Consider the following 21327-nt stretch of genomic DNA (forward strand, 5'->3'; position numbering starts at 1 on the left):
CGGCGCGAGTCTGTCCTGCATATTAGTTGCAATCCCGGAATCGTTTCTTGATGATTCGACAATAACCCGGATTCGGAGGTCGAGTCGTGAAGAGGATTGCGGTCGTCGCGCTGCTGCCCCTGTTGTCCGGCTGCGGAATCCCTCCGGCGGTGACCATCGCCAGCTACGCGCTCGACGGCGTCGTGCTGGCGGCGTCGGGCAAGACGGTGCGCGACCACGCGCTGTCGACGGTGGCCGAGCAGGACTGCTCGATGTTCCACGTCGTCAGCGGCGATCCGATCTGCATGGACTACCAGCCGACCGCGCGGGCCGCCGCGGCGCTCGCGTCCGAGACCGGGCAGGAACGCGCCCTGCTGACGACCTCGGACGGGCGCATCATCCGCGTCGCGGCCGAGGCGCGGACGCAGCTGGCCACCGCTGCGGCGGCCGAGGTCCCGGCCGCGGACGCGGCCGATGCCGACGCGCCGGTGGCGCTGCACTGGCAGGCACCGGAGCTGACCGGGACATTCTGACGCTGGCACCCGGCGGCATCCCGCCCGGCGGCCAAGTTGTGTGAGCATTCGCGGCTAATCTGCTGTATTGTTGCCTTATTGTGACTGGACAATCGCGCCCCTGTAGCCACATGGATAAGGCAGGTGACGCGCGCGGCATTTCGACATGCCGCAAGTTGTCGGCGCACCGGTCGAACTCCCGGGGGACGATGTCAGTGAGCGGCTTCAGCAATGTCGGACTGCAACCTCGTGGCAAGGGGGGCAGGCCGCGCTGGGCCGGCGCATCCCTGCTGGCCGTAATGTCGGCCGCGGGCGTGCTGGCATCGAACGCCGCGGCGGCCGAGATCGTCGGCCACCGCGCGATTTACGTGCTCAGCCTGCAGAAGATCATCGGCGACAGCAACGTGGCGGACGCCCGCGGCCTGTTCGCGGTGGAATGGACCGACCGGTGCGATGGCTGGGCGGTCGAGCAGAGCTATGCGCTGCACGTCGCCTATCACGAGCAGCCAGACCAGCTGATCACCTCGCGCTACACCACCTGGGAAGCGAAGGACGGCCTCAGCTACATCTTCGAGGTCGAGACCTCGCGCGGCGGCCGCCGCACCGAGCATGTGCAGGGCACGGCGGAGATCGACCCGCAGACCCTGGCCGGCATGGCGGAGTATCTGGAGCCGCGCGGGCTCGAGATCGCGCTGCCGACGGGGACCATGTTCCCGGCCCGGCACACCGAGCAGATGCTGTCGCACGCGGCGGAGGGGCTCGGATTCTGGCCCGCGGTGGTGTTCGACGGCGCCAATGTCGACCAGCCCATGGTGATCAACGCCGCGCTCGGGCCCCGGCTCGACGCCAACCCGGTGGCCGAGACCCAGCTTGCCTCCGGCGGGCAGGTCGACCTGACCGCCGTCGAGGGCTGGCAGGTGCGCATGGCGTTCTTCCCGGAGACGCGCAACGGCGAGGAGCCGGACTACGAGATCGACATGGCGCTGCTCAACAACGGCGTCGCGCGCGCCATGACGCTGGACTACGGCGAGTTCGTGCTCGATGCCGCGCTGCGCGATATCGAACGGACCGCGTCGCCGGAATGCTGAACCGCAGGTTCGCGGCTACAGGTCGCGTCCGCGCCTGATCGCGCCGCGGCCGGCCTTCTGGCGGACCCGGTCGATCGCCCGTTCCACCTCCGCTCGATGCCGGGCGTCGGGATCGCCGAGGTCGAGGCCGTCGGCTTCGGCCTCGCCGACCAGGTCGGACCCGCCGATGCCGATCAGCCGATAAGGCCCCTGGTCGATCATCCTGGCCAGGGCGGCCTCGCCGACGCGGAACAGCGTGTCGGCAAGCTGGGTCGGCCGCGACAGCTTGTGGCTGCGCGTCAGGATGCGGAAGTCCGCCGTCTTCAGCTTCAGCGTGACCGTGACCGCAGCGAGGTGCTGGGCCTTCAGCCGCTCCGACACCTTCTCGCACAGCCGCCACAGCCGCCGGCGCAACTCCGCGAAGTCGGCGATGTCCTCGTCGAAGGTGGTCTCGGCGGAAATGCTCTTGGCATCGTTGTCGGGGCTGACGCGGCGGCGGTCCTCGCCGCGCGCCAGGTCGTGGAGCCTGAGGCCGATCTCGCCATAGCGCTCGGCGAGCGCCTCGCGCGGGGCCCGGCGCAGGTCGGCAATGGTGGCGAAGCCGTCGCGCCGCAGGGTCTCGCCGAAGCGCGGGCCCACGCCCCAGATGATCGAGACCGGCTGCTGCGCCAGGAAGGCCGGCGCCTCCGCCCGTCCGATCACGGCGAAGCCGCGCGGCTTGTCCAGGTCGGAGGCAACCTTGGCCAGGAACTTGTTGTAGCTGAGGCCCACCGACGCCGTGATGCCGATCTCCGCCTCGATCCGGCGGATGAGGTCGACAAGCAGGCGGGCCGGCGCATGGCCGTGCAGGCGGCCGGTTCCGGTGAGGTCGAGGAAGGCCTCGTCGATCGACAGCGGCTCGACCAGCGGCGTCAGCGCCAGCATCAGCGCCCTGATCTGGCGCCCGACCGCGGCATAGCGCGGCATGTCCGGCGCAATGACCACGGCGTCGGGGCAGGCCTTCAGCGCCTTGTACATCGGCATTGCCGAGCGTACGCCGAAGATGCGGGCGCGGTAGCAGGCGGCCGAAACCACCCCGCGCCGGCCGCCGCCGATGATCACCGGCTTGTCGGCCAGCGCCGGGTTATCGCGCTTCTCCACCGAGGCGTAGAAGGCGTCGCAGTCGATGTGGGCGATCGCCAGCGTGTCGAGTTCGGGGTGCCGGATCAGTCGCGGCGAACGGCAGGCCGGGCAGCGCGGACCGACGTCCGCGGCGGCGCCGCAGTCACGGCACAGTCCGGCCATCGTCGTTCACGCCGCCGGCCACGGGGCGGCGTTGAGGGCGGCGTCGCTCAGGTCGGCGGCCATAGCCAGGCCGCCCCGCGGACGCCGGAGGAATCGCCATGCACCGGCGGCCGCAGCGCGGTGTCGACCCGATCGGAGAACACATAGCGGTCCCAGATCGACGGCACCGCAGTGTACAGCCGCTCCACATTGGACATGCCGCCGGCCAGCACGATGACGTCGGGGTCCAGCACGTTGATGATGGTGGCCAGGCCGCGGGCCAGCCGGTCTTCGTAGCGACGAAGCGCCGCATCGGCCTGCGGGTCGCCGGCCAGCGCCGCCGCCACGATCTCGGCGCCGCGCAGCTGGCGGCCGGTGGCGAGGGCATAGTCGTTCTGGAAGCCGGTGCCGGACAGGAAGGTCTCGATGCAGCCGTGCAGGCCGCAGTAGCAGGCCGGGCCGGGCCGCTCGTCGTCCAGCGGCCAGGGCAGCGGGTTGTGGCCCCATTCGCCGCCGATCGCGTTGGCACCCTTGATCGGCTGCTTGTCGACCACGACGCCGCCGCCGACCCCGGTGCCGATGATCACCCCGAACACCACGCGTCCGTCGGTGGCTGCGCCGTCGACCGCCTCGGACACGGCCATGCAGTTGGCGTCGTTCTCGCAGCGCACCTCGCGGTCGAGCGCGTCGCACAGGTCGCGGTCGAATCGCTGGCCGATCAGCCAGGTCGAATTGGCGTTCTTGACCAGGCCGGTGGCGGGCGAGATCGCGCCCGGCATCGAAATCCCCACGCTGCCGCTCTGGCCCAGATCCCGCTCCACCCCGCGCACTAGGTCGACGATGGCGCGGACCGTGGCCGCATAGTCGTCGCGCGGGGTGTCGATTCGCCGCCGGATCAGCTCCTGTCCGCCGTCGCCCAGCGCGATCACCTCGATCTTGGTGCCGCCGAGGTCGATTCCAATTCGCATGCCCAACTCCGAACCCGCCCCGATTTTTCTAATTTTTCAATCGTTAACCCGCGTCGGGTCAACTGGTCGGCGTAGCGCCGCGTTTGCCACGCAGCGGGCGCGTGCTAAGCTGCCGGCCGGCCGACGCTGTCGCAACACATGAAGCGAAATTGATGGCAAAGACAATCCTGATAGTCGAAGACAATGACCTGAACATGAAGCTGTTCCATGACCTGCTGGAGGCGCATGGCTATGCCACGCTGCAGACCAAGGACGGCATGGAGGCGCTGAAGATTGCGCGCGAGCAGCGGCCGGACCTGATCCTGATGGACATCCAGTTGCCCGAGGTGTCGGGGCTCGAGGTGACCAAGTGGATCAAGGAGGACGACGACCTGCGGTCGATTCCGGTGGTCGCGGTCACCGCCTTCGCGATGAAGGGCGACGAGGAGAAGATCCGCCAGGGCGGCTGCGAGGCCTATATCGCCAAGCCGATCTCGGTGGCCCAGTTCCTGGAGACCGTGGAAAGCCTGCTCAACGCCTGACCGGATGGCGCTCGGCCGGCCGCGACGGCCCGGCCCGACATGCGAACGGCCGCACAGGGCGGCCGTTTTTGATTCCGGGAGTCCGCCGCCGGCGGCGCCCAGATCGCGCGTGCGCCGCGGTCAGCGCAGCTTGGTCTCCTTGAACAGCACGTGCTTGCGCGCGCGCGGGTCGTATTTCTTCATCTCCAGCTTTTCCGGCTTCTTGCGCGGGTTCTTCTTCGCGACATAGAAGAAGCCGGTATCGGCGGTGCTCTCCAGCTTGACCAGAATTGTGGCTGCCTTGGCCATCTGGGATCCCCTTCAGTTCTCTCGTGTCTCGGTTCGGCGAAGGAGCCGGGTGATACACCGCGGCCCGGTCGATGTCAAATCTCAGCCTTGCGGCGCGGCGGCGAAATCGCGCGGCGCCAGGTTGAGCAGCGCGGCATAGAGGCCCGGGTCGGCCAGGATGGCGCGCGCCACCTCCATGTCGATGTCGTCCAGGTCGTTCTCCGGCTCGCATTCGGCGCGCAGCAGAGTCGCCTGCTCGTCGAGCTCGAGCAGGCGATGGGTGCGCCACCGCCGCATGGCGCTGGCGATGGATGCGGCGTGGTCGTTGGCGTCGCGCAGGGCGGCCTGGGCGCTGCCGTAGCCGCTGGTGCACACGTTGGGGCGGATGCCGATCTGGTGGAAGATATAGCCGCTGGGCGCGTGCAGCGCCGACCAGGTCAGCGTCAGCTCGCCGTCGTTCGGCAGGCGGTTGACGGTCTGCACCACGCCCTTGCCGAACGAAGTGCTGCCGACCACGACGACGCGGCCCAGGTCCTGCAGCGCCGCCACCAGCACCTCGGCGGCCGAGGCCGTGTTGCCGTTGACCAGCACCACGATCGGCTTGCCGGCCATCAGGTCGCCGTCATAGGCGACGAAGCGCTGCCGGCTCTCCGGATGGCGGCCTTCGGTCGTGCTGATCAGGCCGCTGTTGAGGAACAGGTCGGCGACCGCGATCGACTGGTCGAGCAGCCCGCCCGAATTGTTGCGCAGGTCGAGGATCAGCCCGGTCAGGTTGCCGCCGCTGCGGGCATAGGCGCCGATGACGGCCTGCTCGACATCCTGGGTGGTCTGCACGTTGAAGCTGGCCAGCTTCAGCACCGCGATGCTGCCCTCGGTCTCGGTCAGCACGGTCGGTGCGATGATATAGGCCCGGCTCACCGGCACGGTCTGCACCCGCCCGGCGTTGCCGCCGCGGTGCAGGGTCAGCATGACCTGCGAGCCGATCGGGCCGCGCAGCCGGTTGACCACGTCGCGGACGTTGAGGCCGATCACCGATTCGCCGTCCACCGCGACGATGCGGTCGGCGACCTGCACCCCGGCCAGTTCGGCCGGCGTCCCCGGCAGCACCGCCAGCACGTCGACGCCCTCGTCGGTGGTGGCGCTGATGGTGATGCCGACGCCGCCGAAACCCTCGCGGTCGGCCCGGTCCTGGGCCGCGTCGGCGGCGGAGGCGTAACGGGTGTAGCGGTCGAGCGAACTGATGGCGTCGTCCAGGATCTGCTCGTACAGCGCCTCCGGCGAGGTCGCCCGCAGCGTCTCGGAGGCCAGGCGGCCGGCGTCGATCAGGTCGACGGTGACGTTGGCCCAGCCGCTGACGTCGTTCGGCGCCGGCGCGGCGAAGTCGGCCAGGATCGCGCCGGAGCTGGCCAGCTGGATGCGGCCGCCGTCGACATTGAGCGCGAGACTGGGGTCGAGCTCCGGCAGGGCGCGCAGGCCGTCGGCGGCGATGTCGCCGATGGCGACCGACTGGATGTACTGCGAGTCGATGAAACGGTAGCTGGTGGCGAACATGCGCGTCGCCGGGGCCTGGGCGTAAGTCTCGCTCGGCCCGTCGATCACCGCATATTGGGTGCAGCCGCCTGCGGCCAGCACCAGGAACGGAATTGCACGAACGAAGCGCGAAATCAGCGCTGACATCTATCCGGTCTGTCCTCTATGCCGCCGGCCGCACACACGACCGCCTACCGGGCGATTGTGTCCGAACCGCGGCACTGTCGCCGATTTCCTAGCAGTCCAGCGGCAAAAGATAAACGGCTTATTAAGCCGGTTCCGCGACACTGCGGTTCCGGGCCGGCAGGTGCCGGAGCCCGTTCCCATTATGTAGGTGATCGCCGCAATGAATGCCATCCAGCAGCGTATGGACCAGCTTGTCGACCAGCTTAGCGGCGAATTCGTCGAGGATGCGAACGACATGCTCGACCGGCTCGACAACCTGGTCGTCGTCGGCGCGGAGGGCGGCGGCGCAGAGGCACTGCTCGAGGCAAGGCGCATCGTCCATTCGCTGAAGGGCTCGGGTGCGACCTTCGGCTTCCGCGACGTCTCGCTCATCGCCGTGCGCGCAGAGGACTTCCTCAGCGACCTGCAGGTGCTCACCGAACAGCACCGCACCAGCATCCAGGCGTTCACCGACGCGATGCGCCGCGCGCTGGACAGCGACAACACCGCTCCGGTCGACTTCAAGGCCGAAGTGCGGCAGCTGCCGACCCGCCCGTCGTTCGACGTCAACGACGTCGAGATCCGCGAGGTCGAGGTGCTGCTGGTCAGTTCGGCCAAGGTGCTGGCGCACAAGGTACGCAACGAGCTGTCGGCCTGCGGCTATCGGGTGGCGACGGTGACCAGCCCGATCATGGCGCTGGAGATGGCCATCCGCACCCAGCCCGACATGATCGTCTCGTCGACCGTGCTGGACGGCATGACCGGCGTCGATCTGGCCCGGGCGCTGTCGGTGATCTCGACCACCGAGCAGATTCCGTTTGCCCTGCTGACCAGCTTCGAGCGCGGCCACCCCGAGCTGTCCGGCCTGCCGGTCGGCGTCGGCATCATCCGCGTCGGCCCGCACTTTTCCGAGGACGTTGCCGAGGTTTTGAGCCGCTTCGAGGTCGGCTGACCTTGCCGGCGGGCCGCGCCCGGCGCGTCCCGCCCTCCAGCAGCTCCAGCAGGATCGCCCCGGTCAGCGGGTTGGACTCGCGAATCCGGGCCAGCACCCGGTCGCCCAGCCTGAAGGTCCGGCCGGTGCGTTCGCCGACCAGGGCGCCCAGCCCGGCGTCGTGGACGTAGAAATCGTGCGGCAGCGTGCTGATCGGCACCAGCCCGTCGGCATCGCTGCCGTCCAGCCCGATGAACAGCCCGGCGCGCGAGACGCCGCGGATGCGGCCCTCCACCTCGCGTCCCACCCGGTCGCCCAGATACATCGCCAGATAGCGGTCGACCGTGTCGCGCTCGGCCGCCTGCGCCCGGCGTTCGGCGGCCGAGATCCGCGGCGCCAGGTCGAGATAGCGCACGAAGGCGGTCGACAGGTCCTCGCCGCCCGCGCCGAGCCCGCAGGCGGCGATCAGCGCGCGGTGGACCAGCAGGTCGGCATAGCGCCGGATCGGCGAGGTGAAGTGGGCGTAGCGCAGCAGCGCCAGGCCGTAGTGGCCGATGTTGCGCGGGCTGTACTCGGCCATCGCCTGGCTGCGCAGCACCAGGTTGTTGACCATCTCCTCGTCGGGCGTGCCGCGCACCTTGTCGAGGATGCGGTTGAACGTGGTCGGCGTCACCGCCTGGCCCTTGGCCAGCGGCAGCCCCATCTCGCGCAGCGTCTCGCGCAGCTGCTCGATCTTCTCGACCGAGGGCACGTCGTGCACGCGGTACATGCAGGCGGCGCCTGCCTTCTCCAGCGTCGTCGCGGCAGCGACGTTGGCGGCGATCATGAATTCCTCGATCAGGCGGTTGCTGTCGTCCTGGCGGCGCAGCTCGACCCCGACGGGTTTGCCGCCCTCGTCCAGGATGACGCGCTTCTCGTTCAGGTTCAGGCCCAGCACGCCGCGCCTGTCGCGCGCCTGCAGCAGCGACTTGTAGGCGCCGAACAGCGGCTCCAGCACCGGCGCCAGCAGCGGCCCGGTCAGGTCGTCGGTGGCGCCGTCCATCGCGGCCTGCACCTGGGTGTAGGTCAGCCGCGCGGCCGAGCGCATCAGGCCGCGCATGACGGCATAGCGGGTCAGGTTGCCGCCGGCATCGACGAACATCTCGATCGCCAGGCAGGCCCGCGGCTCGCCCGGCCGCAGCGAGCACAGCCCGTTCGACAGCGCCTCGGGCAGCATCGGCAGCACCCGGTCGGGCAGGTAGACGGAGTTGCCGCGCGTGCGCGCCTCGCGGTCGATCTCGTCGCCCGGCCGCACATACCAGGCGACGTCGGCGATGGCGACCAGCAGCCGCCAGCCGCTGCCGTCCGGCTCGGCATAGACGGCGTCGTCGAAATCGCGGGCATCCTCGCCGTCGATGGTGACCAGCGGCACGTCGCGCAGGTCGACCCGGTCGCCCAGCGGCGGCACCGTCGCCTTCTCGGCCAGCCTGACGACCGCGTCGGGGAACACGCTGGGCAGGTCGTGGGCGCGGATCGCGATCAGGCTGATCGCGCCGGGGTCGTCGATGCCGCCGAGGCGCGCCTTGACGCGGGCCTGCGGCAGGCCGTTGCGCCGGCCCGGCAGGATCTCCGCCTCGACCAGCTCGCCCGGCCGGGCGCCGCCTTCCTGGCCCGGCGGCACCGCGAAGTCGGCGATGCCCCGCTTCTCCGACGACGCGATGCGCGCGCCGCCGGGGCCGATGTCGAATTGGCCGACGATCAGACCGGGCTCCTCGCGCTCGAACCGGCGCAGCACCTGGGCGATCACCCGGCCCTCGTCCTGGCCGGTGACGCGCAGCAGCGCGCGGTCGCCGAGCCCGACCGCCGGGCGGCGCGGGCCCTGGCGGACCTCGATCGGCGGCGGCGGGGTCTCGGCCGACCAGCGTTCCGGCGTCGCCAGCGCGATGTCGTCGTCGATGGCTGTGATCTCGGCGACGAAAACGGCGGGCAGCTGGCCCGATGTGGTCAGGCCGCGGCGTGTCGTCCGCTCGATCAGCCCGTCCGCTTCCAGCGTGCGCAGCAGTTCTTTCAGCGCCGGCCGGTCGGCGCCGGCGACCTTGAACGCACGGGCAATCTCGCGCTTGCCCACCTTGCCCGGCGTCGCGCGGATGAAGGCGACGACCTCATCGCGCGTCGGCAGTGCGCTGCCGGCCCTGCGGCTGCTGGCCAAGCGCGCCTCAGCCGGGCGGTTCGGCGGAGGCCGAGGGCTTGCCGCTCTTCCTGGCCGACGGCTTGCGTGCAGCCGGCTTGGCGGCGGCCTTCTTCGTCGCGGGCTTCTTGCCGGTGGCTTTCTTCGCGGCCGGCTTCTTCGACGCCGTCTTGCCGTTGGCCTTGGCGCCGGCCTTCGCGGCCAGCAGCGCGACCGCCTGCTCCAGCGTGACCGTGGCCGGGTCCTGGTTCTTCGGCACCGAGGCGAACACGCGGCCCCACTTCACATAGGGGCCGTAGCGGCCCTTGTTGACGGTGACCGCGCCGCCGCCCGGATGGTCGCCGAGACTGGCCAGCACGGCGGCACCGCCGCCGCGCCCGCCCTTCTTCTCGGCCAACAGCGCGTTGGCGCGGTTCTCGCCGATGGTCAGCACCTCGTCGATCGACGGCAGCGAGACGTAGGTGCTGTCGTATTTCAGATAGGGGCCGAAGCGGCCGAGGCCGGCATAGATCGGCTCGCCGGTTTCCGAGTGACGGCCGACGATGCGGGGCAGGGCGAGCAGCTGCACGGCGAAGTCGAGGTCGACGCCGTCCGGCGCCCGATCCTTCGGCAGCGCCACCCGCTGCGGCTTGGTCTTCTCGCCCTCGGCGGGCTCGCCGTGCTGGATGTAGAAGCCGTAGGGACCCTTGCGCACGCTGACCGGCATGCCGGTTTCCGGATGATTGCCCAGCGCGATCGGGCCGTCGCCGGCCGCCGCATTGCCGGCCTCGTCGTCGCCCGGCAGCGCCAGCGGCCGCGTGTAGCGGCATTCCGGATAGTTGCCGCAGCCGATGAAGGCGCCGTGCTTGCCGAGCCGGAGCCCGAGCCGGCCGGTGGCGCAGCTGGGGCAGGCGCGCGGGTCGCTGCCGTCCGCCTTCGACGGGAAGAAATGCTGGCCCAGGCTGGCGTCCAGGTTCTCGAGCACCTGGCCGATGGTCAGGTCCCTGGTTTCGGCGATGGCGGCCTGGAACGCCTGCCAGAACTCGCGCAGCACCGTGCGCCAGTCGATCCGGCCGCCGGAGATGTCGTCGAGCTGGTTCTCCAGGTCGGCGGTGAAGTTGTATTCGACATAGCGGCGGAAGAAGCCTTCCAGGAACGCGGTGACCAGCCGGCCGCGGTCGCCGGGCACGAACCGGCGCCGGTCCAGCGTGACGTACTCCCGGTCCTGCAGCACCTGGATGATCGAGGCATAGGTCGACGGCCGGCCGATGCCCAGCTCCTCCAGCTTCTTGACCAGCGAGGCCTCGCTGTAGCGCGGCGGCGGCTGGGTGAAGTGCTGGTTGGGCGCGACCGTGTCCACGTCGGTGCGGTCGCCCTCTTTCACCGTCGGCAGACGGCGGCCTTCCTCGCCGGCCTCGTCGGGGTCGGGGTCGTCGCGGTCCTCGCGATAGGCTTTCATGAAGCCGTCGAAGGCGACGACCGAGCCGGTCGCGCGCAGGCCGATGGCGCCGCTGGCGTCGGTCAGGTCGACCACGACGCGGTCGAGCTCGGCGCTGACCATCTCGCACGCCATCGTCCGGCGCCAGATCAGCTCGTAGAGCCGGCGCTGGTCGTCGTCGAGATAGCGGGCGACCTCCTTCGGCGTGCGCGCCATGTCGGTCGGGCGGATCGCCTCGTGCGCCTCCTGCGCGTTCTTGGCCTTGGTCTTGTACATGCGCGGCGACGACGGCAGGTACTCGTCGCCGTAGATGTTGGCGATCGCGTTGCGGATCGCGCCGATCGCCTCGTTGCTCAGCGTCACGCTGTCGGTCCGCATGTAGGTGATCAGGCCGACCGTCTCGCTGCCCAGGGCGACGCCCTCGTACAGCCGCTGCGCCACCCGCATGGTCTGGGTCGCGCTGAAGCCCAGCTTGCGCGAGGCCTCCTGCTGCAGGGTCGAGGTGGTGAACGGCGGATAGGGGTTGCGCTTGACCCGCTTGCGGTCGACCGCGGCGACGCCGAATGTGCCGGCGGCGCGGATGCGCTCGGCCGCGCGATTGGCGCTGTCGCCGTCGCCCAGCGCGAACTTGTCCAGCTTCTCGCCGTCCAGCACCGCCAGCGCACAGGGCAGGTCGTCGCCGGCCGGGGTTTTCAGCACCACGTCGACCGACCAGTATTCGCGCGGCCGGAACACCTCGATCTCGGCTTCGCGCTCGCAGATCAGCCGCAGCGCCACCGACTGCACCCGCCCGGCCGAGCGCGCGCCGGGCAGCTTGCGCCACAGCACCGGCGACAGCGTGAAGCCGACCAGGTAGTCCAGCGCGCGCCGCGCCAGATAGGCGTCGATCAGCGCCTGGTCGAGGTCGCGCGGGTTGGCGATCGCGTCGAGCACCGCCGACTTGGTGATCTCGTTGAACGTGACACGTGACACCGCCACGTCCTTCAGCGCGCGCCGCTTGCGCAGCTCCTCCTGCACGTGCCAGGAGATCGCCTCGCCCTCGCGGTCGGGGTCGGTGGCGAGATACAGCCGGTCGGCCGACTTCAGCTCCTGGATGATCGCCTTGACGTGCTTCTCGGACCGGGGGTCGATCTCCCAGTCCATGTCGAAGGCCTCGTCCGGCCGCACCGAGCCGTCCTTGGCCGGCAGGTCGCGGATGTGCCCGTAGGACGCGACCACGCGGTAGTCGCTGCCCAGGTATTTGTTGATGGTTTTCGCCTTCGCCGGCGATTCGACAACGACAACGTTCATCGGGGGGCCATTCGGTTGCCACCGTTGTCCTGCGCTGAACGGCGCAGGCCGGTCGATCTGTGCTTCAACGGCGAACCGGATCCCCCGCCAGGGCCACCTGATTGTCGACAGACCGGCTGATCCGGCCCGCCAACTCAAGCTCCAGCAGCACCGCGTTCGCGTCAGGCACAGACACTTGGCACTCGCGGATCAGTTCGTCAACCGGGATCGGCGCGTGGGAAAGCAGGCCGAGGATGCGGTCGTGCAGGTCATCCGCACCATTCTCCGCCGTCGGCGGCGCGGCCCGGACAGGCGTCGCCGCCACGCGGGGCGGTGCCCGCCGGGCCGGTCGCGGCAGCGGCTGCAGGCTGCCGGCCAAACCGTCCAGGACGTCGCGCGCGCTCTCCGTCAGCGTCGCGCCCTGGCGGATCAGGTTGTTGGCGCCCTGGCAGCGCGGGTCGAGCGGCGAGCCCGGCACCGCGAACACCTCGCGCCCCTGCTGCAGCGCCATCCGCGCGGTGATCAGCGAGCCGGAGCGCAGCGCCGCCTCCACCACCACCACGCCGCGGGCGAGCCCGGAGACAATGCGGTTGCGGCGCGGGAAATGTCGCGCCTGCGGCTCGGTGCCGAACGGCTGCTCGGCGACGACGCAGCCATGCGCCGCGATATGGTCGATCAGCGGCCGGTTCTCCGGCGGATAGACGATGTCGATGCCGCCGGCGACCACGGCCACGGTGCGCGCGGCCGCGCCCTCGTGCGCCGCGGTGTCGATGCCGCGGGCCATGCCGGACACCACGGTGATGCCGGATTCGGCCAGGTCTTCGGCGATCGTCCGGGCCAGCCGGCGGCCGTTGGCCGAGGCGTTGCGGGCGCCGACGACCGCGATGGCCGGGCCGTGCAGCAGGGCGGGGTCGCCCCGCACGCTGAGCACCGGCGGCGGGTCGGCGATCGCGGCCAGCGCCTCCGGATAGTCGGGGTCGGCCAGCGCGATCAGCCGGCCGCCGATGCGGGCCAGCGCGGCGGCCTCGCGCTCCGCCTCGCCTCGGCTCGGGATGCGCGGCTGCTGCGCCGCGCCGCCGCGGCGCGCGAGGCCCGGCAATGCCGCCAGAGCACCGGCGGCACTGTCGAACTGCGCCAGCAGCGAAAGGAAGGTCATCGGGCCGATGCCCTCCGTACGGGCCAGCCGCAGCCAGTCCAGCCGTTCGTCGTCGCTCAGCCCGGCCTCGGTCATCGATCCGACCTGCCCAGCCGGATCCGGCTTTCCTGGCCGCGCAGCAGGCGGACGATGTTGTGGTGGTGGCGGATCCAGACCAGCACGCAGACGACCAGCGCCATCAGCGCGAAGAATGGCGTCACCAGGTAGAACACGAAGGGCGCGGCCAGGAACGAGAACAGCGCGGCGGCGGAGGAATAGCGGCTGATCAGCGCGAACAGCAGCCACAGGCCGATGCAGGCCAGGCCGACGGTCGGCGACAACGCCAGGTAGACGCCGAAGCCGGTGGCGACGCCCTTGCCGCCGCGGAAGCCGAGCCAGACCGGGAACATGTGGCCGAGCACCGCGAACAGCCCGGCGACCAGGCCGGCGCTGGCTGCCAGCGCGATGTCGGCGAATTCCGCATCGCCGTCCGCGGCTGCGGTTGCCGCCGTCATGTCGGCGCCGACGCCGTAGAGCCAGTAGATCGCCAGCAGCACGGCAACCGCACCCTTGCCGCCGTCCAGCAGCAGCGTCGCCGCAGCCAGCCCCTTGCGGCCGGTGCGCAGCACGTTGGTGGTGCCGATGTTGCCGGAGCCGATCTTGCGCAGATCGCCCAGCCCTGCCGCCAGCGTCAGCACCAGCCCGAACGGGATGGCGCCGAGCAGATAGGCGACGAGGGCCGAGAGCAGCAGGCCGGTCAGCCCGTGGTCGATGGCGATCTGGTGTGGCATCTATGCCCTCAATGGTAGTTGTTTGCGCACGAACGATCAACCAAAACGATTGGCTGCGAGCTTGCGTCAGCGCCCGCGGCGGGGCAGGATCGTCGCCGCCGGGGCGACCCTGCTTGGCGGTGGCGACCGTTCGGCTGCGAAGGGCATTATGGCAGGCACGCTTTATCGGATCATCCTGTTCGTTCAGGACGTCGACCGGCTCGTCGGCTTCTACGGCGCCGGGCTCGGGTTGACGCCGAGCGAGCACGTCCCGGGCGAGTGGGCGGTGCTGCGCTCCGCCGGCTGTGAGCTTGCGTTGCATCGGGCCGGCGAAGCCTGGCGCGGTGACGCGGCGGCCGAGGCGGGGGAGAACAGCAACGCCAAGATCGTGTTCGCGGTTGCAGGACCGCTGCAGTCGCATCGCGAGGCGCTGGCCCGGCTGGGCGCGTGTATGGGCGAGATCAGGCACTTCGCGGGTCATCCGGGCCCGCTCTGCGACGGCCAGGATCCCGAAGGCAACGTGTTCCAGCTGCTGCAGTCGGCGGGCTGACTAGGAAGCCGGGTCCGGGCGGCGGCGGCGCAGCGCGTCGAGCGCGCCCTGCAGGATGTAGGCGGCGGCGGCCTGGTCGACCTCCTGCGCGCGGCGGCGGCGCGACATGTCGGCCGCCTCGATCATCTGGCGCTCGACCGCGCTGGTCGACAGCCGCTCGTCCCACAGCAGGATCGGCAGGTCGCGGCGCTTCAGCAGCTCGCGGGCGAAGGCGCGGGTCGCCTGGCAGCGCGGGCCTTCGCTGCCGTCCATGTTGACCGGCAGCCCCAGCACGATGCCGCCGGCGCGGCGTTCGTCCATCAGCGCGAACAGCGTGTCCAGGTCGGGCTGCAGCTTGCGGCGGCGGATCGTCGTCACCGGTGCGGCCACCATCCAGGCGCCGTCGCCGACGGCGAACCCGATGGTCTTGGTGCCGAGGTCGAGGCCGACCAGCCGGGTCGGCGGCGAGACGGCGGCGGCGAATGCGGCGGCGTCGAGCACGGCCATGGCCGTTCTCCCCTGGCTCAGCCGGCCGGCAGCCGGCGCTTGCGCCGGCGCAGCCCGTGAACGGTGTTGGCGGTGACGCCGGCGATGACGATGGTGCCGCCGACCAGCGCGAGCGCGGTCGGCCGCTCGGCGAAAGCCAGCCACACCCAGACCGGCCCCAGCACCGGTTCCAGCAGCCCGATCAGGGCGGAGTGGGCCGCCGGGATCAGCCGGGCGCCGGTGACGAACAGTGCCAGCCCGAGGCCGAGCTGGCCGGCGCCGAACAGCGCCAGCAGCGGGGCATCGTGGGCGGTCACCGCCAGCGGCGTGGCGAAGGGCAGGGCGATCAGCATGGCGCAGGCGGCGCCGGTGCAGACGGCCGGCGTCATCCGCACCTGCGGGTGGCGGCGGATGGCGACGATGGCGGCCGAATAGCCGCAGGCCGACGCCAGCGCGAAGGCGTCGCCCAGCAGCGAGCCGTGCTCCAAGGCGTCGGCGGCGATCAGCGCGATGCCCAGCATCACCGCGGCGATGGTCAGCCAGGTTGCCGGGCTGATCGGCTCGCCGAGCACGGCGCGGCCGAGCAGGGCGGCGATCAGCGGCGCCGAACTCATGATCATCAGCGTCTCGGCCACCGAGGTCAGGCTGAGCGCGACCACGAACGAGATCGAGGCGCAGGCGAAGCCGGCCGCGACCACCAGGCCGGGCGCACCCATCCGCCGGAAAAGCGCCGGCGCCGCGCGGCCGTCGCGCAGCGCCAGAAAGCCGAGCAGGAACAGGCAGGCCGAGGCCGAGCGCCAGAAGATCGTGGTCCAGCTGTCGGCACTGTCGAGCAGGCGAACGATCAGTCCGCCGCTGCTCCACAGCAGCGCCGAGGCGGCGACCAGCACCAGCCCGCGGCCGCTGCCCGGCGTCTCCGCCGGCATGGCGGCGGCGTCCGCGGCCATCTCAGCGCTCGCGCCGGTACAGCAGCATCGCGATCGGCGCGAAGATGCCGGCGACGACGGCCGGACCGATCAGCGCGAAGGCGATGTCGCCGGCCACGGCCCGGCCGTGGATGACGCCCCGGATCGCCGTCGTCAGCAGCGCGACGGGATTGACTCCGACGATGGCGGCCAGCCAGTCCGGCATCGTCGCCGGGTCGACATAGATGTTGGACAGGAAGGTCACCGGCATCAGCACCAGCCAACTCATCGTCATCACCGTCGCCGGCGTGCGCACGATCAGCCCGACGGCGGTGAAGATCCACCCGATTCCTGCGGCGAACACCAGCAGCAGGCCGATGGCGAACGCCACGCCGAGCACGCCGCCCTCGGGCCGGAAGCCGAGGATCAGGCCGACCGCGATCACCAGCACGGCCGAGGCGGCGTGGCGCACCATGTCGCCGGCGATCGCGCCGGCCACCGGCGCGGCCGCCCAGATCGGCATCGAGCGGAAGCGGTCGAAGATGCCGCGGCCGATATCGGTGTTCAGCGTGAAGCCGGTATAGATCGAGGTGAACATCACCGTCTGCACCATGATGCCCGGCAGCAGGTACTGCAGGTAGACCGCCGACGAGCCGGCGACCGCGCCGCCGAACAGATAGGTGAACATCACGGTGAACATCACCGGCGTCACCGCGACGTCGAACAGCTGTTCCGGCCCGTGCTTGATCTTCAGCAGCGCGCGCCAGGCAAAGGTGGCCAGGTTGGCCAGCGCGCCCGGCGGCGCCGGCCGCTCGCGGGCAGCCAGCACGGCGGCGACGGCGTCGTCGATGCGCGCGCTCATGTCTCGGCCGCCGCCCGGTCGGCTTCGTCGGGCGCCACCGCGGCATGGCCGGTCAGCGCGAAGAACACCTCGTCCAGGCTGGGCTGGCCCAGCGAGAACTCGCTGACGGCGAGCCCGGCCTCGGTCAGCGCGGCCAGCGCGGCGGCGGCCGCGGCCGGATCGGACAGCTGGGCGGTCAGCGCGCGCGGGTCGGCGTCGGCGTGGACGTGGTCGCCCAGCCGGCCGGTCAGCAGGGCCAGAGCCGCGTCCCGTCGCTCCGGCTCGGCCAGCCGCACGTGCAGCACGCTGGCGCCGACCGAGGCCTTCAGCTCGGCGCTGCTGCCCTCGGCGATCACCCGGCCGCGGTCGATCACCGCGATGCGGTCGGCCAGCTGGTCGGCCTCCTCCAGATACTGCGTGGTCAGCAGCACGGTGGCGCCGCCGGCGACCAGCGCGCGAATGATCTGCCACACCTGGCCGCGGCTGCGCGGATCGAGCCCGGTGGTCGGTTCGTCGAGGAACAGCAGCTCCGGCGTGCTGACGACGCTGGCGGCGATGTCGAGCCGGCGCCGCATGCCGCCCGAGTAGCGGCGCACCTGCTGGCCCGCCGCCTCCGCCAGGTCGAAGGCGTCGAGCAGCGCGGCGGCCCGGCCGCGCGCCTGGGCCCGGCCGAAGCCGAGCAGCCGGGCCAGCAGCACCAGGTTCTCCGATCCGGTCAGGTCCTCGTCGACCGAGGCGAACTGGCCGGTCAGGCTGATCCGCCGGCGCACCTGCGCCGCGTCGCGGACGATGTCTTGGCCGAGCACGCGGGCCGTGCCCGCCGTCGGGCGCAGCAGGGTGGCGAGCATGCGCACCAGCGTGGTCTTGCCGGCACCGTTGGGGCCGAGCAGGCCGAAGATGCTGCCGCGGCGCACCTGCAGGTCGATGCCGTCGACCGCCCGGTTGGCACCGAATGCCTTGACCAGGCCCGCGGTCTCGATCGCCAGGGTCGGGGAATGGGCATCGTCGTGCATGGTCGGGGCCGCATCGCCGTGTCGTCGCACACGGCACCTTCGCGCCGGGCCGCTTCGGCGCGGTTCATAACGCGTGCCGGCCCGGCGGGCAAATCACGTCGCGGCGCGCGGTGCCCCGGCCCGGCCGGCAAGGACCGGGTTGACAGTGCCGGCGCGCCCGGCGCAACAAGCCCGGCACGTGGCGGCCGGGCGTGGGTTGTCGGGCCAGCGGGCGCGGTGATACCGTCCGGCAGCCTTCGCAACGCAGCTCTGGCCTGAACCGGGAATGCCGCCCATGCCGCTGGACAAGGATACGGTGCGCCGCATCGCGCACCTGGCACGCATCCGCGTCACCGACGCGGAGCTCGACGCCGTGCGCCACGACATGGAGCGCATCCTCGGCTTCGTCGCCCAGCTCGACGAGGTCGACACCGCCGGCGTCGAGCCGATGACCAGCGTGGTGGCGATGGGCCTGCGCTGGCGCGAGGACGCGGTCACCGACGGCGATCGCCGCGACGCGGTGCTGGCCAATGCGCCAGACCCGGAGCGCGGCTTCTTCACCGTGCCGACGGTGGTGGAATAGGCGATGGCGGGCAGCGACCTCACCCACCTGACCATCGCCGCGGCGCTCGACGGCCTGGCCGCCGGCCGGTTCAGCGCGCGCGAGCTGGCGCAGGCGCATCTCGACGCGATGGCCGCGGCCCGCAGCCTGAACGCTTTCGTCACCGAGACGCCGGACAAGGCGCTGGCGATGGCCGCGGCCAGCGACGCGCGGCGCGCCAAGGCTGAGGCGCGGCCGCTGGACGGCATCCCGGTCGCGGTCAAGGACCTGTTCTGCACCGAGGGCGTGCTGACCACGGCGGCCAGCCGCATCCTCGACGGCTTCGCGCCGCCCTATGAGAGCACGGTCACGGCCAACCTGTGGGCGGCCGGCGCGGTGATGCTGGGCAAGACCAACATGGACGAGTTCGCCATGGGCTCGTCGAACCTGACCAGCCACTACGGCCCGGTCGCCAATCCCTGGCGCGCGCCGGGCGACACGTCTGCACGCGTGCCGGGCGGCTCGTCCGGCGGCTCGGCGGCGGCGGTGGCGGCGGCGCTGGCCATGGGCACGCTCGGCACCGACACCGGCGGCTCGATCCGCCAGCCGGCGTCGTTCAGCGGCGTGGTCGGGCTGAAGCCGACCTACGGCCGCTGCTCGCGCTGGGGTATCGTCGCCTTCGCCTCGTCGCTGGACCAGGCCGGGCCGTTCGGCCGCTCGGTGCGCGACGCCGCCCTGATGCTCGGCGCCATCGCCGGCTTCGATGCGAAGGATTCGACCAGCGTCGACCGGCCGGTGCCGGACTATGCTGCCGGCCTTGCCGGCGACGTCCGCGGCCTCAGGATCGGCATCCCGAAGGAATACCGGCCCGACGGCCTGCCGGCGGAGATCGGCGCGCTGTGGGACCGCGGCATCGCCTGGCTGAAGGAGGCCGGCGCCGCGATCGTCGACATCAGCCTGCCGCACACGCAATACGCGCTGCCGGCCTACTACATCGTCGCCCCGGCCGAGGCCTCGTCGAACCTCGCCCGCTACGACGGCGTGCGTTTCGGCCTGCGGGTGCCGGCCGACGAGCTGATCGACATGTACGAGGCAACGCGCGGCGCCGGTTTCGGCGCCGAGGTGCGCCGCCGCGTGCTGATCGGCACCTATGTGCTGTCGGCCGGCTACTACGACGCCTACTACAACAAGGCGCGGCGGGTGCGCAGCCTGATCGCCCGCGATTTCGCGCAGGCGTTCGAGACGGTCGACGCGATCCTGACGCCGACCACGCCGAATGCGGCGTTCCCGGTCGACGATCCGGTCGACGACCCGATCAAGATGTACCTCAACGACGTGTTCACGGTGCCGGCGAACATGGCCGGCCTGCCCGGCATCTCGGTGCCGGCCGGCCTGAACGGCGAGGGCCTGCCGCTCGGCCTGCAGGTGCTGGGCCGGCCGTTCGACGAGCCGACCGTGTTCCGGGTCGCCCAGGCGATCGAGGATGCCGCCGGCTTCGATGCGCTGGGCGCGGTCAAGGCGGGGATCGGCGCATGATCATCAAGGGCGAGACCGGCGTTTGGGAGATGGTGCTGGGCCTGGAGGTCCATGCCCAGGTGACCTCCCAGGCCAAGCTGTTCTCCGGCGCGGCCACCGCCTTCGGCGCCGAGGCCAACACCCAGGTCAGCCTGGTCGACGCGGCGCTGCCGGGCATGCTGCCGGTGATCAACGGCGAATGCGTCCGCCAGGCGGTGCGCACCGGGCTGGGCCTGAATGCGCAGATCAACTTGCGCTCGGTGTTCGACCGCAAGAACTACTTCTATCCGGACCTGCCGCAGGGCTACCAGATCTCGCAGTACCTGCAGCCGGTGGTCGGCGCCGGGGTGATCGCCATCGATCTGCCCGACGGCGCGACCAAGGACGTGCGCATCACCCGCCTGCACCTGGAGCAGGATGCCGGCAAGTCGCTGCACGACCAGGATCCGCACCGCACCTTCATCGACCTCAACCGCGCCGGCGTCGCGCTGATGGAGATCGTGTCGGAGCCGGACATGCGCTCGCCGGACGAGGCCGCCGCCTATGTCACCAAGCTGCGCGCGATCCTGCGCTATCTCGGCACCTGCGACGGCAACATGGAGCAGGGCTCGCTGCGCGCCGACGTCAACGTCTCGGTGCGCCGGCCGGGCGAGGGGCTCGGCACACGCTGCGAGATCAAGAACGTCAACTCGATCCGCTTCATCCGCCAGGCGATCGAGTACGAGGCGCGCCGCCAGGTCGAAATCCTGGAGGAGGGCGGCACCATCGTGCAGGAGACGCGCCTGTTCGATTCGGCCAAGGGCGTCACCCGCTCGATGCGCTCGAAGGAGGAGGCGCACGACTACCGCTATTTCCCCGACCCGGACCTGCTGCCGCTGGAGCTGGATCCGGCCTGGGTGGATGCGCTGCGCGCGGCGCTGCCGGAACTGCCGGACGCCAAGAAGGCGCGCTTCGTCGAGGCGTTCGGGCTGTCGGCCTACGACGCCGGCGTGCTGGTGGCCGACCGCGACACGGCCGCCTATTACGAGGCGGTGGTGGACGCGAGCGGCAGGGCACGCGACCCGAAGCTTGCCGCCAACTGGGTGATCTCAGAGCTGTTCGGCCGGCTGAACCGGGCCGGCGTGGAGATCGAGTCCTCGCCGGTCTCGGCCGCCGACCTGGGCGGGCTGATCGACCTGATCGCCGACGACACCATCTCCGGCAAGATCGCCAAGGACGTGTTCAACGACATGTTCGCCAGCGGCCGGCCGGCGGCGGCGATCGTCGAGGAGAAGGGGCTGCGCCAGATCACCGACACCGGCGCCATCGACGCCGCGGTCGATGCGGTGATCGCGGCCAGCCCGGACAACGTCGCCGCCTATCGCGGCGGCAACGACAAGCTGATCGGCTGGTTCGTCGGCCAGGTGATGAAGGCGACCCAGGGCAAGGCCAACCCGAAGCTGGTCAACGAGGTGCTGCGGGCGCGGCTGAAGGGCTGAGCGCCGATTCGCTTGCCCGCGCCTGTGGCGGCGCTAATCTAAGCCCTCCCGTTCGCCATTCATCCGCCCCTTGCGGGGA

General features: G+C 71.0%; 20 protein-coding genes. 8 read left to right on the plus strand and 12 right to left on the minus strand.

Annotated elements, in window-relative coordinates:
• The first annotated feature begins 86 nt into the window (after nt 1-86).
• Nucleotides 87-512, plus strand: a complete 426-nt coding sequence (locus tag R3F55_02155; protein ID MEZ5666237.1) for a hypothetical protein — start codon at nt 87-89, stop codon at nt 510-512.
• A gap of 194 nt (nt 513-706) precedes the next feature.
• A complete protein-coding gene (locus tag R3F55_02160) occupies nt 707-1579 on the plus strand; it encodes a DUF1849 family protein (protein ID MEZ5666238.1) in 873 nt (290 codons plus the stop codon).
• A 15-nt stretch (nt 1580-1594) separates the two neighbouring features.
• Here the strand turns inward: R3F55_02160 and R3F55_02165 are convergent, their stop codons facing one another.
• Together R3F55_02165 and R3F55_02170 are read right to left on the minus strand one after the other, a co-directional pair.
• Nucleotides 1595-2842 carry a DNA polymerase IV gene (locus R3F55_02165; protein ID MEZ5666239.1) on the minus strand — a complete coding sequence of 416 codons (1248 nt, stop codon included), beginning with the start codon at nt 2840-2842 and terminating at the stop codon, nt 1595-1597.
• A 47-nt stretch (nt 2843-2889) separates the two neighbouring features.
• Entirely contained in the window at nt 2890-3789 is a 900-nt protein-coding gene (locus tag R3F55_02170) for an ROK family protein (GenBank protein MEZ5666240.1), read from the minus strand.
• Between the two features lie 152 nt (nt 3790-3941).
• Between R3F55_02170 and R3F55_02175 the strand changes: the two genes are divergently transcribed.
• Nucleotides 3942-4310, plus strand: coding sequence for a response regulator (locus tag R3F55_02175; protein MEZ5666241.1), 369 nt, complete (start codon nt 3942-3944; stop codon nt 4308-4310).
• 120 nt (nt 4311-4430) lie between these two features.
• Here the strand turns inward: R3F55_02175 and rpmG are convergent, their stop codons facing one another.
• Nucleotides 4431-4598 carry a 50S ribosomal protein L33 gene (gene rpmG, locus R3F55_02180; GenBank protein MEZ5666242.1) on the minus strand — a complete coding sequence of 56 codons (168 nt, stop codon included), beginning with the start codon at nt 4596-4598 and terminating at the stop codon, nt 4431-4433.
• 81 nt (nt 4599-4679) lie between these two features.
• Nucleotides 4680-6254, minus strand: coding sequence for a S41 family peptidase (locus tag R3F55_02185; GenBank protein ID MEZ5666243.1), 1575 nt, complete (start codon nt 6252-6254; stop codon nt 4680-4682).
• Between the two features lie 199 nt (nt 6255-6453).
• Between R3F55_02185 and R3F55_02190 the strand changes: the two genes are divergently transcribed.
• Nucleotides 6454-7224 carry an Hpt domain-containing protein gene (locus R3F55_02190; protein MEZ5666244.1) on the plus strand — a complete coding sequence of 257 codons (771 nt, stop codon included), beginning with the start codon at nt 6454-6456 and terminating at the stop codon, nt 7222-7224.
• Here R3F55_02190 and rnr read toward each other — a convergent pair.
• The 4 genes from rnr to plsY all read right to left on the minus strand — a co-directional run bounded on the left by rnr (nt 7157) and on the right by plsY (nt 13982).
• Nucleotides 7157-9391: a ribonuclease R gene (gene rnr, locus R3F55_02195; protein MEZ5666245.1), complete on the minus strand. Its 2235-nt coding sequence runs from the start codon at nt 9389-9391 to the stop codon at nt 7157-7159. The two genes, R3F55_02190 and rnr, sit on opposite strands and share 68 nt — an antisense overlap.
• A gap of 7 nt (nt 9392-9398) precedes the next feature.
• A complete protein-coding gene (gene topA / locus R3F55_02200; protein MEZ5666246.1) occupies nt 9399-12077 on the minus strand; it encodes a type I DNA topoisomerase in 2679 nt (892 codons plus the stop codon).
• Between the two features lie 64 nt (nt 12078-12141).
• Nucleotides 12142-13287 carry a DNA-processing protein DprA gene (gene dprA, locus R3F55_02205; protein ID MEZ5666247.1) on the minus strand — a complete coding sequence of 382 codons (1146 nt, stop codon included), beginning with the start codon at nt 13285-13287 and terminating at the stop codon, nt 12142-12144.
• The gene (plsY, locus tag R3F55_02210) at nt 13284-13982 is read right to left on the minus strand and encodes a glycerol-3-phosphate 1-O-acyltransferase PlsY (protein MEZ5666248.1); all 699 of its coding nucleotides are present in this window, start codon (nt 13980-13982) and stop codon (nt 13284-13286) included. Before plsY ends, dprA begins: the two co-directional genes overlap by 4 nt.
• On the opposite strand from plsY, the gene R3F55_02215 reads away from it, so the two are divergent.
• On the plus strand, nt 13963-14511 hold the full coding sequence (locus tag R3F55_02215; protein MEZ5666249.1) for a VOC family protein: 549 nt from the start codon (nt 13963-13965) through the stop codon (nt 14509-14511). The two genes, plsY and R3F55_02215, sit on opposite strands and share 20 nt — an antisense overlap.
• Here the strand turns inward: R3F55_02215 and ruvX are convergent, their stop codons facing one another.
• The 4 genes from ruvX to R3F55_02235 are packed head-to-tail and all read right to left on the minus strand — an operon-like array spanning nt 14512 to nt 17735.
• Nucleotides 14512-14997, minus strand: coding sequence for a Holliday junction resolvase RuvX (gene ruvX, locus R3F55_02220; protein MEZ5666250.1), 486 nt, complete (start codon nt 14995-14997; stop codon nt 14512-14514).
• 17 nt (nt 14998-15014) lie between these two features.
• The gene (locus R3F55_02225; protein MEZ5666251.1) at nt 15015-15923 is read right to left on the minus strand and encodes a DMT family transporter; all 909 of its coding nucleotides are present in this window, start codon (nt 15921-15923) and stop codon (nt 15015-15017) included.
• Between the two features lies 1 nt (nt 15924).
• Complete coding sequence (locus R3F55_02230; GenBank protein MEZ5666252.1) at nt 15925-16743, minus strand: ABC transporter permease; 819 nt, start codon at nt 16741-16743, stop codon at nt 15925-15927.
• Complete coding sequence (locus R3F55_02235) at nt 16740-17735, minus strand: ATP-binding cassette domain-containing protein (protein MEZ5666253.1); 996 nt, start codon at nt 17733-17735, stop codon at nt 16740-16742. Before R3F55_02235 ends, R3F55_02230 begins: the two co-directional genes overlap by 4 nt.
• Before the next feature lie 274 nt (nt 17736-18009).
• Here R3F55_02235 and gatC point away from each other — a divergent pair, with 274 nt between their 5' ends.
• Genes gatC through gatB form a run of 3 tightly spaced genes read left to right on the plus strand, consistent with a single transcriptional unit; the run spans nt 18010 to nt 21248 of the window.
• Complete coding sequence (gatC, locus tag R3F55_02240) at nt 18010-18297, plus strand: Asp-tRNA(Asn)/Glu-tRNA(Gln) amidotransferase subunit GatC (protein MEZ5666254.1); 288 nt, start codon at nt 18010-18012, stop codon at nt 18295-18297.
• Between the two features lie 3 nt (nt 18298-18300).
• Nucleotides 18301-19791, plus strand: coding sequence for an Asp-tRNA(Asn)/Glu-tRNA(Gln) amidotransferase subunit GatA (gene gatA, locus R3F55_02245; GenBank protein ID MEZ5666255.1), 1491 nt, complete (start codon nt 18301-18303; stop codon nt 19789-19791).
• Entirely contained in the window at nt 19788-21248 is a 1461-nt protein-coding gene (gene gatB / locus R3F55_02250) for an Asp-tRNA(Asn)/Glu-tRNA(Gln) amidotransferase subunit GatB (GenBank protein MEZ5666256.1), read from the plus strand. Before gatA ends, gatB begins: the two co-directional genes overlap by 4 nt.
• Nucleotides 21249-21327: the final 79 nt, after the last annotated feature.

This window comes from Alphaproteobacteria bacterium, assembly GCA_041396705.1.
Taxonomy (GTDB): Bacteria; Pseudomonadota; Alphaproteobacteria; order CALKHQ01; family CALKHQ01; genus CALKHQ01.

Excerpts from the sequence above, each read along its gene's own strand:
- gatA (MEZ5666255.1), top strand. The coding sequence starts at position 18,301 with ATGGCGGGCAGCGACCTCACCCACCTGACCATCGCCGCGGCGCTCGAC.
- plsY (MEZ5666248.1), bottom strand. The coding sequence starts at position 13,982 with ATGCCACACCAGATCGCCATCGACCACGGGCTGACCGGCCTGCTGCTC.
- dprA (MEZ5666247.1), bottom strand. The coding sequence starts at position 13,287 with ATGACCGAGGCCGGGCTGAGCGACGACGAACGGCTGGACTGGCTGCGG.
- topA (MEZ5666246.1), bottom strand. The coding sequence starts at position 12,077 with ATGAACGTTGTCGTTGTCGAATCGCCGGCGAAGGCGAAAACCATCAAC.
- R3F55_02165 (MEZ5666239.1), bottom strand. The coding sequence starts at position 2,842 with ATGGCCGGACTGTGCCGTGACTGCGGCGCCGCCGCGGACGTCGGTCCG.
- R3F55_02185 (MEZ5666243.1), bottom strand. The coding sequence starts at position 6,254 with ATGTCAGCGCTGATTTCGCGCTTCGTTCGTGCAATTCCGTTCCTGGTG.
- R3F55_02175 (MEZ5666241.1), top strand. The coding sequence starts at position 3,942 with ATGGCAAAGACAATCCTGATAGTCGAAGACAATGACCTGAACATGAAG.
- R3F55_02225 (MEZ5666251.1), bottom strand. The coding sequence starts at position 15,923 with ATGGCCGCGGACGCCGCCGCCATGCCGGCGGAGACGCCGGGCAGCGGC.
- R3F55_02215 (MEZ5666249.1), top strand. The coding sequence starts at position 13,963 with ATGGCGATCTGGTGTGGCATCTATGCCCTCAATGGTAGTTGTTTGCGC.
- ruvX (MEZ5666250.1), bottom strand. The coding sequence starts at position 14,997 with ATGGCCGTGCTCGACGCCGCCGCATTCGCCGCCGCCGTCTCGCCGCCG.
- gatC (MEZ5666254.1), top strand. The coding sequence starts at position 18,010 with ATGCCGCTGGACAAGGATACGGTGCGCCGCATCGCGCACCTGGCACGC.
- R3F55_02170 (MEZ5666240.1), bottom strand. The coding sequence starts at position 3,789 with ATGCGAATTGGAATCGACCTCGGCGGCACCAAGATCGAGGTGATCGCG.
- R3F55_02235 (MEZ5666253.1), bottom strand. The coding sequence starts at position 17,735 with ATGCACGACGATGCCCATTCCCCGACCCTGGCGATCGAGACCGCGGGC.
- R3F55_02190 (MEZ5666244.1), top strand. The coding sequence starts at position 6,454 with ATGAATGCCATCCAGCAGCGTATGGACCAGCTTGTCGACCAGCTTAGC.
- rpmG (MEZ5666242.1), bottom strand. The coding sequence starts at position 4,598 with ATGGCCAAGGCAGCCACAATTCTGGTCAAGCTGGAGAGCACCGCCGAT.
- R3F55_02230 (MEZ5666252.1), bottom strand. The coding sequence starts at position 16,743 with ATGAGCGCGCGCATCGACGACGCCGTCGCCGCCGTGCTGGCTGCCCGC.
- gatB (MEZ5666256.1), top strand. The coding sequence starts at position 19,788 with ATGATCATCAAGGGCGAGACCGGCGTTTGGGAGATGGTGCTGGGCCTG.